Annotated in this window: 16 protein-coding genes; 7 read left to right on the top strand and 9 right to left on the bottom strand. The window is 49.9% G+C overall.

The window, feature by feature from the left end; all coding sequences use genetic code 11:
- Positions 1-134 precede the first annotated feature (134 nt).
- Both RBH92_RS04995 and RBH92_RS04990 read right to left on the bottom strand, forming a co-directional pair.
- Positions 135-998, bottom strand: coding sequence for a hypothetical protein (locus RBH92_RS04995; protein WP_307933534.1), 864 nt, complete (start codon positions 996-998; stop codon positions 135-137).
- 309 nt (positions 999-1,307) lie between these two features.
- Positions 1,308-2,168 (bottom strand): HDOD domain-containing protein, encoded by an 861-nt coding sequence (locus tag RBH92_RS04990; protein ID WP_307933533.1) that lies wholly within the window; start codon positions 2,166-2,168, stop codon positions 1,308-1,310.
- A 294-nt stretch (positions 2,169-2,462) separates the two neighbouring features.
- Here RBH92_RS04990 and RBH92_RS04985 point away from each other — a divergent pair, with 294 nt between their 5' ends.
- Positions 2,463-2,669: a hypothetical protein gene (locus RBH92_RS04985; protein ID WP_307933532.1), complete on the top strand. Its 207-nt coding sequence runs from the start codon at positions 2,463-2,465 to the stop codon at positions 2,667-2,669.
- A 30-nt stretch (positions 2,670-2,699) separates the two neighbouring features.
- Here RBH92_RS04985 and ssb read toward each other — a convergent pair whose 3' ends face one another.
- Both ssb and RBH92_RS04975 read right to left on the bottom strand, forming a co-directional pair.
- A complete protein-coding gene (ssb, locus tag RBH92_RS04980) occupies positions 2,700-3,152 on the bottom strand; it encodes a single-stranded DNA-binding protein (protein ID WP_307933531.1) in 453 nt (150 codons plus the stop codon).
- Positions 3,153-4,511, bottom strand: coding sequence for an MFS transporter (locus RBH92_RS04975; protein ID WP_307933530.1), 1,359 nt, complete (start codon positions 4,509-4,511; stop codon positions 3,153-3,155).
- Between the two features lie 90 nt (positions 4,512-4,601).
- Between RBH92_RS04975 and uvrA the strand changes: the two genes are divergently transcribed.
- Together uvrA and RBH92_RS04965 are read left to right on the top strand one after the other, a co-directional pair.
- A complete protein-coding gene (uvrA, locus tag RBH92_RS04970) occupies positions 4,602-7,421 on the top strand; it encodes an excinuclease ABC subunit UvrA (protein WP_307933529.1) in 2,820 nt (939 codons plus the stop codon).
- On the top strand, positions 7,418-8,689 hold the full coding sequence (locus RBH92_RS04965; RefSeq protein ID WP_307933528.1) for a glycerate kinase type-2 family protein: 1,272 nt from the start codon (positions 7,418-7,420) through the stop codon (positions 8,687-8,689). Before uvrA ends, RBH92_RS04965 begins: the two co-directional genes overlap by 4 nt.
- Here the strand turns inward: RBH92_RS04965 and RBH92_RS04960 are convergent.
- From RBH92_RS04960 to RBH92_RS04950, 3 genes are all read right to left on the bottom strand, one after another.
- Positions 8,679-9,251, bottom strand: coding sequence for a hypothetical protein (locus RBH92_RS04960; protein ID WP_307933527.1), 573 nt, complete (start codon positions 9,249-9,251; stop codon positions 8,679-8,681). The two genes, RBH92_RS04965 and RBH92_RS04960, sit on opposite strands and share 11 nt — an antisense overlap.
- 7 nt (positions 9,252-9,258) lie before the next feature.
- Entirely contained in the window at positions 9,259-9,720 is a 462-nt protein-coding gene (locus RBH92_RS04955) for a hypothetical protein (protein WP_307933526.1), read from the bottom strand.
- Between the two features lie 142 nt (positions 9,721-9,862).
- Positions 9,863-11,062, bottom strand: a complete 1,200-nt coding sequence (locus RBH92_RS04950; protein WP_307933525.1) for a porin — start codon at positions 11,060-11,062, stop codon at positions 9,863-9,865.
- A gap of 515 nt (positions 11,063-11,577) precedes the next feature.
- Here RBH92_RS04950 and RBH92_RS04945 point away from each other — a divergent pair.
- Positions 11,578-12,426, top strand: coding sequence for a L,D-transpeptidase family protein (locus RBH92_RS04945; protein WP_307933524.1), 849 nt, complete (start codon positions 11,578-11,580; stop codon positions 12,424-12,426).
- Positions 12,427-12,517: 91 nt separating this feature from the next.
- Here RBH92_RS04945 and RBH92_RS04940 read toward each other — a convergent pair whose 3' ends face one another.
- Both RBH92_RS04940 and RBH92_RS04935 read right to left on the bottom strand, forming a co-directional pair.
- Entirely contained in the window at positions 12,518-12,808 is a 291-nt protein-coding gene (locus tag RBH92_RS04940) for an Lpp/OprI family alanine-zipper lipoprotein (RefSeq protein WP_292923481.1), read from the bottom strand.
- A 295-nt stretch (positions 12,809-13,103) separates the two neighbouring features.
- On the bottom strand, positions 13,104-13,637 hold the full coding sequence (locus RBH92_RS04935; protein WP_307933523.1) for a L,D-transpeptidase: 534 nt from the start codon (positions 13,635-13,637) through the stop codon (positions 13,104-13,106).
- A gap of 107 nt (positions 13,638-13,744) precedes the next feature.
- Here RBH92_RS04935 and RBH92_RS04930 point away from each other — a divergent pair, with 107 nt between their 5' ends.
- The 3 genes from RBH92_RS04930 to hypE are packed head-to-tail and all read left to right on the top strand — an operon-like array spanning position 13,745 to position 16,199.
- Complete coding sequence (locus tag RBH92_RS04930; protein WP_307933522.1) at positions 13,745-13,984, top strand: HypC/HybG/HupF family hydrogenase formation chaperone; 240 nt, start codon at positions 13,745-13,747, stop codon at positions 13,982-13,984.
- Between the two features lie 6 nt (positions 13,985-13,990).
- Entirely contained in the window at positions 13,991-15,157 is a 1,167-nt protein-coding gene (hypD, locus tag RBH92_RS04925; protein ID WP_307933521.1) for a hydrogenase formation protein HypD, read from the top strand.
- Positions 15,141-16,199 (top strand): hydrogenase expression/formation protein HypE, encoded by a 1,059-nt coding sequence (gene hypE / locus RBH92_RS04920; RefSeq protein ID WP_307933520.1) that lies wholly within the window; start codon positions 15,141-15,143, stop codon positions 16,197-16,199. The genes hypD and hypE overlap by 17 nt, the downstream gene beginning before the upstream one ends.
- The last annotated feature ends 8 nt before the right edge of the window (positions 16,200-16,207 follow it).

Raw genomic sequence — 16,207 nt, 5'->3', positions numbered from 1 at the left:
TTCCCTGATCCTTTCACTGCATGCGGGTTCTCAGCGTTTTGCAGGGGCGATGAAGTAAATGATTCGATACTGCATTTCGAAACACCACATTGCAGCTTAAAACCCATTTCACCCTAAAAACTGACGGATAAGCTCTAACGATGCCCGGGCAGACCGCGGCGGCCTCCATGACCATGATCTTTACTGAGTATGACCACCGCCGCGATGATTCCAGTGGTCACAATGACGACTGCCGCTGTGGCTGCGATGGTTCCCCAGTCGATGACTTTTTTGTAGAGCGGATAGTCGTCCCGCCAGCGGATGCGTTGCCAGATTTCTTCCGGTGTGAGCAAATAGGGCCGGCCGAGTGTATCCCGCGTGACCACGACTTCGCGGTCTTCGCGGATATCGATGGGTTGCGCGGTGTTTCCAAGCGGCGTCACGCCAACGGTGCCGCCGATCACTGTGACTTTTGTTTGATGCTGCGTGACTTGCAGATGCAGGATGGCGTTGCTGGCATCTATGCGGGCATGCGGCGTTTCTATCTGTTGCCGGCATTCGGCTGTATCCGCGTAGGCATTGCCGGCATTGAATTCGTTTATTTCGATGGCACAGACCGGGCCAGCCGCTTCGAACTCGACGCGCGCACTGCTTTGCGGCCCGGTGTTTATCCGGGAATGATTCGCCAGCTTCGCGGAAACATCAACCGGCGTACCGTCACGTAAAGCGCTTTCCCCCGCTGCAAATACCAAACCGATCGTGGCTTTGTCTACCTGATTGGGGTTGTGAAAACGCGCGCCGGTATTTTCATCCTGTTCCCAGAATCCACCGTTTCCCGTTGCATTCCGATCATCGATGGGTACGGTTTTACAAGCGCCAAGCAATAGCACGGTTAACAGCAGTATCAACAATATTCCGCAGTCCGGTAATTTCAGCGCAGAAGGTTTTAATACTTGATCGAGATTGAATTCGACATTGCTTTGTTTGCCGGGAAATGATCTCATTGCGATGGTGCTCATTTTGCTTCTCCTTGTGGTTGATTGTTCAAGTCGATGCGGATGAGCCATGATATTGCAGGCACAATGAACCGGCACTGAATCATGCCGGGGATAATGGTTTGATTTTGCTGCGCAATGGCGGCGGCGTTGCCGCTTGCGATGCTTTAGCAGGTCGTTGAAAAACGTTTTCGAGGCAGCCGATACAAGGCAAAAACAAGCGAAAAAGCGCAGTTTATGCGGAATAAATGAGCATTTTGAGCTTGTTTTTAACACCGTAGCGGCAACGCAGATAGTTTTTCAACGGCCTGCTAGGGTTTTAAATCGCGGAAACTACACGCACAACGCTTCCGTCAACGACTTTACTTCAGCGGCTGAGTCTTTCAGGATCTCGCTGAGTGTGTCTTCGTCGGTTAATACATCGAGGTCTGCGATTGCATTCGTTCCCGATAAGTTGGAAGGCAGTACAAAGGGCGACTTGACGGGCGCGAGTTGATTGGCGATCAGCAGCGTGTCGCCCAGTGTGTCCGGCGGGAATGATAAATAACCGCGCCATAGGTAAACGATGTCGTCGATCACCGGTTGCGGCACCGACAATGCTTTGAGAATCGCGGTGCCGATGGTGATTTCGCAATCGAGTTCGCTTTCGTCTTCCAGGTCTTCGTCGGCAGTCCACGAACTCGCCATGCTGTCGTCGATTAATCCAGGGAAATATTTTTCACGCGCCAGTAAATAAAACCAGCTAATCTCGTGAATCATGCCGGCAAACAGCGCGGTTTCGGGGTCCTTGCGGGTGACGCGGCGGGCGATGACTTGCGCCAACGCGGCGACATACGCGGAATGCCGCCATAGTTGCTCGGCTTGTTCGCTTCTTCCCTGCGGTCCGGTCAATTGCTGCACGGCTATGACCGTGGCCAAGTTGCGCACCGTGCGCATGCCGATCAATGTGACGGCCGAACGCACATCGGTGACTTTTTTCCCTGAGCGGTTAAATACTGCGGAATTGGCAATCGCCACCACCTTGGTCGACAGCAGCGGTTCAGCCTGTATCAGCCGGATCACGGTATCGAGACTGCAATCAGGATCTTCCAGTTTTTCCTTGATTTTGATCGCGGCATGGGTCGAGGTCGGGAAAATCAAGCGTCCTTGCTCCACTTCCGTTGCCAACGCACTTAATATTGCGCTTTTTTCCATGCAAACTTTCCTTTCCTCATCACCGCCAGCATCTGGCCAATTTTTGATGGAGTAAAGCTTATGCCAGAATTGGCAAGAGTCATTTCCGGATAAAAGCAAGGATTAGCAGCTATTTCTTCGATTGTTTCCTTAATCCGATGTTGATAGCGGTGACGGTTTCCGAGTCCGGTACATTTGGAAACCTTCTGGAGTACGGCCCATTAAAGTTTGACCGGTTTGAGTCGTAAGAACAGCAGCAGCGATGTCACCGTAGCGATCAAGCGCTTAAAAAATTAAAACTCACTGGAAAACGTTATGAAAATTCTTGTTCACTTCAAGTCTGGATTCAAGCAAATATTTATTGTTCCCAAAGGTATGCTGGCACTCGAGTTCCGCAACATGGCCAAAGAAATCGGCGGTGCGATTGAAAGCATCGAATTTTCATTACCTTCCCGCAATCAAGCAAGCTTTGCGAATAACGAATACCGCAACGGCGTTTTGCGCTTGCCCGACAAACACTAATGACCGCCAGCGCCCCCGGATGCCACGCAATCAGAATGGAATATCGTCTTCCATATCTTCAAATCCGCCGGGGCCTTTCGCCGAAGATGGCCGGCTAGGCACGGCGTTGTCTTCTTCATGATCCGGCGCGGATTCAAAGCTACCGCTGCCGGGCCGGTTACCCAGCATCTTCATATCCGTCGCAATGATATCCGTGGTATAACGCTCCACCCCATTCTTATCCGTCCATTTCCGGGTTTCCAGCCGGCCTTCGACATAAACCGAACGCCCTTTTTTTAAATATTCCCCGGCAATCTCGGCCAGCTTGCGATAAAAAGTCACGCGGTGCCATTCGGTTTTTTCCTGTTTCTCGCCGTTTTTGTCTTTCCAGGTATCGGTCGTCGCCAATGTAATATTGGTAACCGCGTCACCGTTCGACATATAGCGGGTTTCCGGGTCTTTGCCCAAGTTACCGATGAGTATCACTTTATTGACAGAAGCCATTTATGTTTCCTCCCCAAGCAATTGAATCACTTTTTCTTCGTCGAAGCCTTTCATATCCACTTTCAAATAAGCCACCCGCTCATTCACCAGCACCAATGCCTCAAAAACTCCGGGTATCGCTGCCAGGCGGCGCGATAACTCTTTGGATCGATCGGAATCCATTTCCTGCACCGGATACATTCTGGAACGCACCGCAGCAGGCGCTTTCATGGTCATCGCCAATGCCAGCCACACCACCAGTAACAACCCGCAAAATGCATACAAAGCGCCGCTGCCGTATTCGCCGTATAAATGACCGCCGGCTGCCGCACCGGCAAAAGCGCCGAGGAATTGCGTGCTGCTGTAAATGCCGATCGCAGTCCCCTTGGCGCCGACCGGCGCTATTTTTGAAATCAGCGACGGTAAGCTGGCTTCCAATAAATTGAAAGCCGCAAAGAAAACCAGTAACGCCAGCGCCGTCCCCCAAATCGATTCACTATTCATAGCGAGTAGCAGTTGTCCCAGCAGCAAAATCGCGATTGCGGCGACAAAGACTTGTTTTAATTTCGCTTTCTTCTCGGAATAAATAATCGCCGGAACGATCAAAACAATCGACAGCAGCAACACCGGGAGATAAATCTGCCAATGATCGTCCGCCGCCATGCCCGCTTGCCGCAGTGTCAGCGGCACCACCAGCCAGAGCGCCATCAGTACCGCATGCAATGCAAAAATGCCGTAGTTCAGCCGCAACAGCTGCGTATCGCGCAAGACGCTGCGGAAATTCGCGGGCGATGCTTCAGTATCGGAATGAAACCGGCTGCTCACCGGATCGGGAATGATTTTCTTGACGACAACCATGGCCAATAGCGCCAAAACCCCGGTCATCGCAAAAATGCCCGGTACTCCGATCCATTGATTTAGCACCGGCGCCGCGATGAGTGAAATGGCAAACACCACGCCAATAGTCATGCCGATCGTCGCCATCGCCTTGGTGCGATGCTCTTCCCGGGTAAGATCCGCGGCCAGCGCCATCACCGCCGCCGAAATCGCCCCGGCTCCCTGAATGACGCGCCCGATGATAACCCAATAAATATCAGTTGCCATCGCAGCGATAAAGCTGCCGATAATGAATAAAATCAGACCCAGATAAATCACCGGCTTGCGCCCGATCCGGTCCGACAGCCAACCGAACGGGATTTGCAAAATCGCTTGCGTCAAACCATAAGCGCCCAGCGCAATACCGACCAGCGTATAGTTATCCCCGCCGGGCAGGTCTTCGGCGTAAAAAGCAAACACCGGTAAAATAATAAACAACCCCAGCATGCGCAATCCATACACACCGGCCAAGCCGATCGTCGCGCGTATTTCCGTGGGGGACATTCTCTCAGATGATGAAGCAGACATGAATCAGGTTGTGATATTGCTAAAAAGTTGGGTATATTAACAGGTTGACTCTTACATAGATAGTTCATGGAATCCATAAAAATACGCGGTGCGCGCACGCATAATCTGAAAAATATCAGCCTCGATCTGCCTCGCAACAAGCTCGTGGTCATCACCGGTTTATCCGGCTCCGGCAAATCTTCACTGGCTTTCGATACGCTCTACGCCGAAGGGCAACGCCGGTACGTTGAATCGCTGTCGGCGTATGCCCGGCAATTCCTGCAGTTAATGGAAAAACCGGATGTCGACCTGATCGAAGGATTGTCTCCGGCCATTGCCATCGAACAAAAGGCAACGTCGCATAACCCGCGTTCGACAGTCGGCACCGTCACCGAAATTCATGACTATTTGCGCTTGCTGTTCGCCCGCGTCGGCGATCCTTTTTGTCCCGATCACAACATCGTGTTGACCGCGCAAAGCGTTTCGCAAATGGTCGATCACGTTTTGCAGCTACCGGCGGACACCCGCTTGATGATTTTGTCGCCGCTGATCGTGGAACGCAAAGGGGAACAAACCGAGCTGTTTGACGAGTTGCGCGCGCAAGGCTTTGTACGGCTGCGCATCGACGGTGAAGTGTATGAAATCGATGCGTTACCGAAATTGCAAAAAAACCAGAAACACACCGTCGAAGTTGTGGTGGACCGCTTGAAAGTCTCTGCCGATGCCAAACAACGGCTGGCCGAGTCGTTCGAGGTGGCGCTGCGCCATTCGGAGGGACGCGCTTTGGCGGTGGAAATGGACAGCGGCCAAGAGCATTTATTCTCGGCGAAATTCAGCTGCCCGGTATGCAGCTACTCATTAGCCGAATTGGAACCCAGATTATTTTCTTTCAACAATCCGCTGGGTGCATGCAATAAATGCGATGGTTTAGGACAGATCACTTTTTTCGATCCGGCGCGGGTCGTGGCTTTTCCGCATTTATCGCTGGCTGCTGGTGCGGTACGGAATTGGGACCGGCGCAATCAATTCTATTTTCAGTTACTGACGAGCCTTGCCGCGCATTATCAGTTCGATCTGGAAACACCTTTTGAGAAACTCGATGAATCGATCCGCAACATTATTTTGCACGGCTCCGGTAAAGAAAAAATACAATTTTCCTATTTAACGGAAAGCGGACGAAAACAGCAGGACGTTCATCCGTTCGAAGGCATTATTCCCAACCTGACCCGGCGCTACAAGGAAACCGAATCGCAGACCGTGCGCGAGGAGCTGGCAAAATACCTGAATGCCCAAACTTGCCCGGAATGCCAGGGTACGCGCTTATGCCGCGCGGCGCGGCATGTGCATGTCGCCGGAAAGGCAATTTACGAAATCAGCGCACTGCCGCTAAGAAAAGCCAGGGAATTATTCGACCATTTGGAATTATCCGGCCATAAGCAATCCATTGCGGAACGCATCATCAAGGAAATTTCCAGCCGCCTGCAATTTCTCAACAATGTCGGTCTGGATTATTTATCGCTGGATCGTTCCGCCGATACGCTATCGGGCGGCGAATCACAGCGTATCCGCTTGGCCAGTCAAATCGGCTCCGGCTTGACCGGCGTCATGTACGTGCTGGATGAACCTTCCATCGGTTTGCATCAGCGCGACAATGGCCGCTTGCTCGATACCCTTAAGAATCTGCGGGATCTGGGCAATAGCGTCATCGTGGTCGAGCATGACCAGGACGCGATCCAAATTGCCGATTATGTCGTCGATATGGGTCCCGGCGCCGGCGAACACGGCGGTCTCGTGATCGCGCAAGGCACGCCGCTTGAAATCCAGCGGAATGAAAGTTCGTTAACCGGAAAATATCTTTCCGGCGCCTTGGCGATCCATATACCGCAACAACGGCACCCGCCCGGCGCAGAGCGGATTTTGCAGATTACCGGCGCCACCGGGAATAATTTAAAAAATGTTACGCTTAACTTGCCGGTTGGATTGTTTGTTTGCGTGACCGGTGTTTCAGGATCCGGCAAATCGACACTCATCAACGAAACCCTGCATCGCGCGGTTGCCCGCCATCTCTACGGCAGCAATGATGAACCCGCGCCGCATCAGCAAATTGACGGACTGGCTTTCTTCGACAAAGTCATCAATATGGATCAAAGCCCGATTGGACGAACGCCGCGCTCCAATCCGGCCACGTATACCGGCTTGTTTACGCCGATCCGCGACTTATTTTCCGGCGTGCCGCAAGCTCGTGAACGCGGTTATGCACCCGGCCGGTTTTCTTTCAACGTTAAAGGCGGACGCTGCGAATCTTGCCAGGGAGATGGCGTGATCAAAGTTGAAATGCATTTCTTGCCGGATATCTATGTCACTTGCGATGTCTGCCACGGCCACCGCTATAACCGTGAAACGCTCGAAATTCAATATAAGGGAAAAAATATCAGCGAAATTTTACAAATGACGGTAGAAAACGCATTGGAATTTTTCACACCGGTACCGGTGGTGGCGCGCAAACTGCAAACATTGATGGATGTGGGTCTTGGCTATATCACTTTGGGGCAGTCCGCCACCACTCTTTCCGGAGGCGAAGCGCAACGCGTCAAGCTGTCGCTGGAACTGTCAAAACGCGATACCGGACGCACCTTGTACATCCTCGATGAACCAACCACCGGTTTGCATTTTCAGGATATCGATCTGTTGCTCAAAGTGTTACACCGGTTGCGCGATCACGGCAATACCGTGGTCGTGATCGAACATAATCTGGATGTCATCAAAACCGCCGATTGGATTATCGATTTGGGACCGGAAGGCGGCGACGGCGGCGGTTGCATAGTGGCGGAAGGCACCCCGGAGTCCATCGCAACGAATCCGAACAGCTTTACCGGTCATTACTTGCGCGCCATGCTATCCCAATGAATCCGCGCGGATATCTGCTGGAAAGCTTTTCGGTCGCTGTCAAAGCGGCTGATCCGGCTCATATCGTGCCGCAATATCTGCCGCAACCACCTCGCGGACGTACGTTTGTCGTTGGCGCCGGAAAAGCATCCGCGGCAATGGCGGCGGCGGTTGAAGATGCATGGCCTGACGCAGCGCCGCTGGATGGCATCGTGGTGACGCGCTATGGGCATGCATTACCTGCCCGTACTGTTCGAATCGTTGAGGCCGGGCATCCCATTCCTGACGAAAACGGCGAACAAGCTGCACGAAAAATTCTTGCTGCGGTGAAAACATTAACTTCCGAGGATTTGCTGCTTTGCCTGTTCAGCGGCGGCGGCTCCAGTTTACTGCCGCTTCCAGTCGACGGTATATCATTGCAAGATCTGCAAACCATGACAAAGCTGTTATTGCAATGCGGCGCGACAATCCAGGAAATCAATATTGTCCGCAAGCATTTGTCCGCAATCCAGGGCGGCAAGCTTGCAACCGCTTGTCAGGCTCCGGTTCTTTCATTGATTATTTCCGATGTCACCGGCGACGATGCGATTCATATCGCTTCCGGCCCATGTGCTGCCGATCCTTCGACCTTTTCCGACGCTCTCGCAGTACTGGAACGCTACCACCTGGATGCGCCGCTTGCGGTCACCAGGCTATTGCGCGCCGGCCAAGCGGGTACCATTGCGGACACTCCCAAACCCGGATCTCACTTCTTTTCGCGCACCGAAAATATCATCATCGCAAATGGGCATCAATCTTTGGCCGCAGCGGAAAATTATTTTCAGGCTTTGAGGTTCAATACGCTGATACTCGGCGATACGGTCACTGGAGAGGCCCGTGAAATTGCGAAAAGTTATGCCGCATTGGCGCGGGAAATTCACACCTATCCGCGCTCACTTAAAACACCCGCCGCTTTGCTTTCGGGCGGAGAGACGACGGTTACTATCCGGGGTAATGGCCGCGGCGGCCGTAACGCTGAATTCTTGCTCTCGCTGTTCGTTGAACTAGCCGGAATGGAGAAGGTTTATGCCTTGGCATGCGATACCGATGGATTAGACGGTACGGAAAATAATGCCGGTGCCATCTTCTCACCGGATTCTTTCACTCGCGCGAAACAACTGGGACTAAATCCGGCCGCATTTCTATCGAATAATGACTCGTATCTTTTCTTTCAACGCTTAAACGATTTAGTCATGACCGGCCCGACGCGCACCAATGTTAACGATTACCGGGCTATCCTCATTCTCTGACCGGACATGCGGATTCCTGGCCGCGAACAAACGGAGTTTCCCAGCTCCGATCGATTTGTATCGATGACAGTAACAAGCCTTGTTCAAACCACCGGCTTATTACATATTCGTAGAACTGCTGATTTTTCTTCACTGGAATGGACGAGGCTAATTGCTTGCCGCGTTCGGTGAGCAACACATGCCCCAAATCCAGGTAATTATTTTCGTCGGCCTGAAAACCGATTTTGGTGGGTCTGCCGCAATAAAACAGGCGCGTATGCTTGCCGAATCCTTTCTTAACGAACCCTGCTTTTTCAAAACGGATTAATCCGGCATCCGCCAATCTTTGCAATGATGCCGCAGTGATTCCTTGATTGGTATAAATCGAGTGACTCAGGTCAAACACCAGTGGCAAAGGTTCTCCCTGCACCCAGAGAAATTGACACAACGCTTCGAATGCACGCCGGTCTTCCAAAGCTAAAAATTCTACTTGGCTGGATTGATCAAGCGTTTTATCCTCTGTCTGCAAATTCACCGGTTGAAACAACCGTTTGATCGCCGGCAATAAACTGCGGATTTTCATTTTCCGGTTATTTGTCGGATTTTTCTTCTGATTTCTTTGAATCGTTTGCTGATTCAGATGCAACGGCCGTTTGATCGTTCTGACCTTCAATCTCACTCGTCTGTTCAGATCCTTCCGCTTGTTCTGTCACTTTATCTTTCGTTTTGGAAGTGTTCTTCACTTTTAACTTGCGCGATTTGACTTCATGATTGATTTCTTCAAGAAAAGCGAGATTGTCTTTACGTTGCTTATCGCTTTTATACCAAGAAATACATGTGATGGTCCCCATGATGATTAAAATGATACTCATCACATCAATGCCATCCAGAATCATGAATGTAACGCCGGTTGAAATAGCAAAAGCTCCCAGTAGTCCGGTAAACAACCACATTTTCGTGCCAGATCCCGATTTTTTACTAACTTCTCCCAGAGATTCAAGACGATCTCGCGTGGAGATCAGCTCCTCATCTGTCCAATCCTTCATACTCATAACGATACCCCTCTCATAAACACGCCGGTGCGCAATTAATTTTAAATTTGAATTCCGTAGAAGTGCACAAGCGCTCATTATAGTTTCTTTTTAAAATAAAAAAGGCACCTTACGGTGCCTTTTTTACTAACGAAAGTTACTATTAGAAGTTGTGACGCATACCTAAAGAATAGGTATTGCTGTCTTGGAATACCGCATTCTTATCGTCAACCATTGCCCGTTGGTAACCGCCAAACAGGCTGGAACGTTTGCTCAGGTTATGAATTGCGCCTACTGTGAAACTGCTTACTTCACGGCTTTGAGCAAGACCGACCACGCCGTTAGCGTTGGTCATACCACCTTGAGCAACAAAGCTGGTATTACCCCAATCATACTTACCGCTGGCAAACCAGATATTACCGTCACCACCCGCGTTCATAGCGGAATTACATTGGCCGCGTGTATCAGGCAGTCCCGTTGCTGGATTACCTAGCTGAGCTGCATTGGTACAGGTTGCCGCACCGACTGCATTGTTGATATGCTCGTATTGGCCGCTTAACGTAAATTGCTGGAAATTCCATGAACCACCGCCACGCCATACGTGCTCGTTATTCAACAGATCTTGTGCCGTTTTTTGGCGGGTACTGACGTTATCGCGCGAATAACCACCGAATACCGCAAAATTGTGACCTTGCCATTGCGCGTCATATTTACCTGCGAGTTGGAAGTCCCATTCACCGTCTTCACCGCCTGCATTCGATTGACTTCCTTGGAAAGTATCGGTTGGTGCAATAAAGTTTGCAGGGTCAAGTCTGTTGGAATCACCCGGCATCAACAAGCCAGAAAAGCTAAAACCTTCAACTCTAGGTGAGTCATAACGGACTGCGCTATTGACAAAACCTTGCGCACCGGAACCGTAACCATTAGCCGATGACATCATGGTGCCGCCGCTACCGCCCGCTTGCAGAGTCGTGTAAGCAAACGGATCAATCGTCATACCGCCTGCAAAATCTTTAAATGGGGATTGAACACGTCCAAATTTCACTTCACCCCAATTATCATTCGCCAAAGCAACCCAGCGTTCACGTGCAACACCTAACGCACCGGCGCCTGTATTAAAACCATACTCAACATGTGCTTTTGCTTTAAAACCACCACCCAAGCTTTCAGTTACATGCATACCCATTCTTGAGCGACCTGTATCGTCACCTATCAGAGCCTGGCTGCTTTGGTTTTCACGGTTAACAGTGGCGTATTCCGCTTGAACACTACCGAAAAGGGTTACATGAGTACCTTGTGCCGATGCTGCCATTGGAACTGCAAGTGCACCAGCTACTGCCAACGAAATTAGTTTCTTCTTCATACTGAAGTTCTCCTTTAATGTTTAAAACGACTGGGGCCGTCCTATTTTTCATTCACCACACTCCGCTGGAATGCACCCCGCTTGTTCGGACCTTCCGTCTCGGAAAGGTTTGGCTTGATTGTGCACAACACAGAAACGTACTGCAAGAAAAATAAGAATTTTTTGTGAAATTCGCAACAGCGATGTTGCAGACATGCAACAGATCTGTTGTTTTTCTGACCATGACACCAATTTCAAATTATTCTAATTCTCATTGAAACTCAAAACTCATGCCCAATAATCATGTTATTTATCATTTTTTAGAAACAAGATTGGGTTATTATTTTATTCTTATCGCTTATCCGCATCAATTCTGATCGCAAGGTTTGATTATGTTTAAAATTTTTCTTATTGTTTCACTCCTGATTAGTCCGCTCTTCATTCAATCTGCTGGCGCTGCAACATGGACACTCCCGCCCCCGGACATCGATATTTTCGGTCAAGTCAGAACCACCCAAGCAAGCCGATCTGAAACATTGCTCGATATTGCGCGCCAATATGACATTGGCCAGATCGAAATTTTGCTAGCCAACCCGAATGTCGATCGATGGCTGCCGGAAGACGGTTCGACGGTGATTTTGCCGAGCCGCTACATCATCCCCCAGGGTCAGCGCAAAGGATTGCTGCTTAACTTACCGGAAATGCGGATTTATTACTTCCCCGAACCTAAAAAAGGAGAAAAACCTTTAATTATTACTCACCCTGTTGGAATTGGCAGAATGGATTGGGTAACACCACTCGGTATTTCAAAAATAGTCGAAAAAAAGAAAGATCCGACCTGGATACCACCAAAATCTCTGCAGATGGATAGAATTGCGAATGGCGAAACGCCGTATCCCAGCATCGTTCCACCTGGACCGACCAACCCGCTCGGCCGTCATGCGATGCGCTTAAGCATCGGTAGCGGCAGCTACCTTATTCATGGCACTATCAAACCATTCGGTGTAGGCATGCGGGTTTCAGCAGGGTGTGTGCGGATGTACCCCGAAGATATTGAAGCACTCTTCGACAAGGTCCCTATCGGCACGCAAGTACAAATTGTCAATCAACCAATAAAGCTCGGATGGCAGCTCGACTCACTTTTCATTGAGCTGCACCCGCCTTTGGAAGAAGATGAGGAGAAATATTCGAATTATCACAGTATCGTAGCTGCCGCCATCAATGATTTTCTAGCGCAAAATAGCAGCAGAAGAAATATTCCCGGAGATTTTGAAATTAATCAAGAAGCTCTAACGCAAGCGATTTTAGAAAAGAGCGGAATGCCCGTTCTAATTTCCCGTTCTCGTTTACAAAATCAATTACATACGCAAAACGATAAATTTTAATTTCTAATTTGTTCTAATTTGCTTTTACCCCCATAAAAAAACCCCTCTACTGAGGGGTTTTTTTATCTGCTTTATCTGCTAGATGGAAAGCTTATTTATGCATTGCTTTCTTGAACATACGATCAATTTTTTCAGCTGTGTCCATTGAACGTCTGTTAGCATCTTCCGCAATGCGAACTGCTTCGTTTGCTCTCGCATTCGCCGCATCTGCAGCTTGTCTTGCAGCTGATGCTTCACTTTTTACTGCAGCGATATCAGCATTTACCTTATTTTGTAACTCTTCAAGCTGTGCTGTAGTTGCACACCCTGTTAACCCAATAAAAGCTCCCGCAACGACTGCCAGCGTTAGCTTACGAACTGGATGCTGGATTTTTCCTTTCATTCCGATCTCCTCAGTTGTTTATTTTATTCAATACGGACAAACATTCACAACTTTGTTGCCACCACTATCTATCATTAACCGGCAACGCAGTGGAATCTTATCTGATTTCTTCCGCAAAATAAATGGATTCTGTGACAAATTTACCAATTGCTTCGGCATAAACACAACACAACAAAGAACAAGTATCTAATAAATATGAATAATTTATATACATTTTAAGATTCAAGCAATTAACAACAAACTAAATTATTAAGCGAACTAATCTAACCGATAAGATTTGCCAGCAAGATAATGATTAACGAATATTCACCATAATGCCTGGCTTGATCCATTTCCCGAGTTGATCAATCTGCTCGTTTGTCAGCGCTATGCAACCATTGGTCCAGTTGTATTGATGATGCACTTCCCGATCACCTCGCCCGATTCCATGAATACCGATATAACCGCCCAGTGGCGTATTTTGCGGCGGCGTTTTACCTTTGATTTTTGCGCGCCAGATTGATAACCAGGTATCTTCATCAATCCTGTTCTCATCAAAAGCGCGCTTCGCAGTCTCAAGATTCGGATAGTTCAAGCCATAAAAACGGTAATAACGGCTTTTCTCATTCACCCAGCCAACCTTAAATTGACCCAACGGGGTTTTATCATCCAGCGTCATCTTTGACCGGGTGGTACCGTATCGCCCGATCGCCACATTCTCGAAGACTGCTTGAACGGTATTCCCTTGCATCACCGACAAAGTATGTTCCGCGGTATCCACATCAATCCATATACCATTATCTGCTTGAGCAAACTGACTGAATGCCATCAACCCAATCAAAAAGACCATCAGAAAATGAATAAGATAATTTTGCTTTTCCACTTTATTGACTACCGAGAATTAGGATAGCTAATTATGTCATAATTTCCCCATCCGGAAACTTTCATAAAACGCTTATGTGCCTTGCTATTCCAGCCTATATCGAACAATTAACCGGCGAAAATTGCGCGATTGTCAATATGAGTGGTATTCGCAAGGAAATTTCGCTGGAGCTGGTCGATAATGCCGCCCCGGGTGATTATGTCGTTGTGCATGCCGGATTTGCGTTGCAGAAGCTTGACCCGATTGAAGCACAGCGCACATTGGCGATGTTTGCTGAAATGTCGGACCTGAATAATAATGACACGGCGCAATGATTCATTATGAAATACATTGATGAATTCCGTGACGGCGCTCTTGCGAAAACGATCGCCGCCAAGATTCTGCAGGAAACCAATCCCCGGCGCCACTATCATTTGATGGAATTTTGCGGCGGACATACCCATGCCATTTCACGTTTCGGTATCGTGGATTTGCTTCCCAGTAATATTCACATGATTCACGGCCCAGGGTGCCCGGTATGTGTCTTGCCGGCCGGCCGTATAGAAAATGCCATTCAACTGGCGCAAATACCCGGACTGATCCTTTGCACCTATGGCGACATGCTGCGGGTGCCGACACCAAACGGCGCGAGCTTATTGAAAGCAAAAGCGCAAGGCGCGGATATCCGGATGATCTATTCCGTCGCCGATGCAATCACGATAGCCCAAGACAATCCGCAACATCAGGTCGTATTTCTTGCCATTGGTTTCGAAACCACCACACCGCCGACTGCGATTGCAATCAAACAAGCGGATGCGCTTGGTCTAAAAAATTTTAGCGTATTCTGCAATCATGTTCTTACACCTTCCGCCATCTCGCATATCCTGCAATCTCCCGAGGTCCGGGAACTCGGCGCGGTTTCGCTGGATGGTTTTATCGGACCGGCGCATGTCTCCGTTGTAATCGGCAGCCAGCCGTACCATTACTTTGCGGAAGAATTTCAGAAACCAGTGGTAATCGCGGGTTTTGAGCCGCTGGACGTCATGCAAGCGATTTTGATGCTGATCCGCCAAGTCAACACCGGCCGCGCTGAGGTGGAAAATGAATTCACCCGGGCAGTCTCACCTGCGGGAAACATCAAGGCACAAGTGCTGGTATCCGAGGTTTTTGAATTACGGCGGACGTTTGAATGGCGCGGCCTTGGTTTAGTACCTTACAGCGCATTAAAAATCAAATCGCGCTATGCCGGTTTTGATGCCGAGCAACGTTTCCCAATCCCGGCGTTATCAATCCCCGATAACAAAGCCTGCGAATGCGGCGCCATTTTGCGCGGTGTCAAACACCCGCGCGATTGCAAAATTTTCGGCACGGTTTGCACACCCGACAATCCGGTCGGATCCTGCATGGTATCATCCGAAGGCGCATGCGCCGCGCACTACAGCTATGGCCGTTTCCGCGAAAAGGACTGCGGGGTGTCACAGGAAAAAAATCATGTCCAGCCACAGTAACGTCAAATCCGGTTACACGCGAAAACTCGACTTCAAACAAGGCCGGATTGAAATGGCGCACGGCAGCGGCGGCCGGGCAATGATGCAACTGATTCAACAACTGTTTCTCCAGGCGTTTGATAATGAATATTTACACCCCATGAACGATCATGCCTGTTTTCCGGGTTTTAACGGCCGCATGGTGATGTCCACGGACTCTCACGTCGTGACGCCGCTTTTTTTCCCTGGCGGTGACATCGGCAGCCTGTCTGTCAATGGAACCATCAACGATGTCGCAATGGCCGGCGCCAAACCTTGCTACTTGGCGGCCAGCTTTATACTGGAAGAAGGACTGCCTTTAGCCGATCTGCAGCGAATCGTCCATTCCATGGCGACAACCGCGCGTTCAGCAGGTGTGCCGGTCGTCACCGGAGATACCAAAGTCGTGGAGAAAGGCAGCGGTGACGGGGTTTTCATCACCACCACCGGGATCGGAATCGTACCGGCAGGCATCGACATTTCGGGAGAGAACGCGCGTGCTGGCGATAAAATCATTATATCCGGCACGTTGGGCGACCATGGAATCGCCGTCATGGCATCCCGGGAAAATTTATCGTTCGATACCACGATTGTATCGGACACCGCCGCGCTGCATGGCCTGGTTGCCGCCATGATCGCCGCTGTTCCGGCCATCCGCGTGCTCCGCGACCCGACGCGAGGCGGCTTGGCTTCGACGCTGAATGAAATTGCCCGGCAATCCTCGGTGGGAATGATGCTGTATGAAAATACGCTGCCTATCCGTGAACAAGTTAAGGCCGCCTGCGAGTTTCTGGGATTCGACCCGCTGTATATCGCCAACGAAGGCAAGCTGGTCGCAATCTGTCCCGCAAAAGATGCCGGAAGCTTGTTGCACGCGATGAAAAATCATCCGCTTGGCCGCGACGCAGCGATCATCGGCGAAGTAATTGATGACACGCATTGCTTTGTGCAAATGCAGACTCAGTTAGGCGGCAACCGGGTAGTTGATTGGTTGAGTGGCGAGCAATTGCCCCGTATTTGCTAATCAGCAGC

Source organism: Nitrosomonas sp. sh817 (genome assembly GCF_030908545.1).
Taxonomy (GTDB): Bacteria; Pseudomonadota; Gammaproteobacteria; order Burkholderiales; family Nitrosomonadaceae; genus Nitrosomonas.
This window is presented reverse-complemented; position numbering and strand designations above follow the sequence as displayed.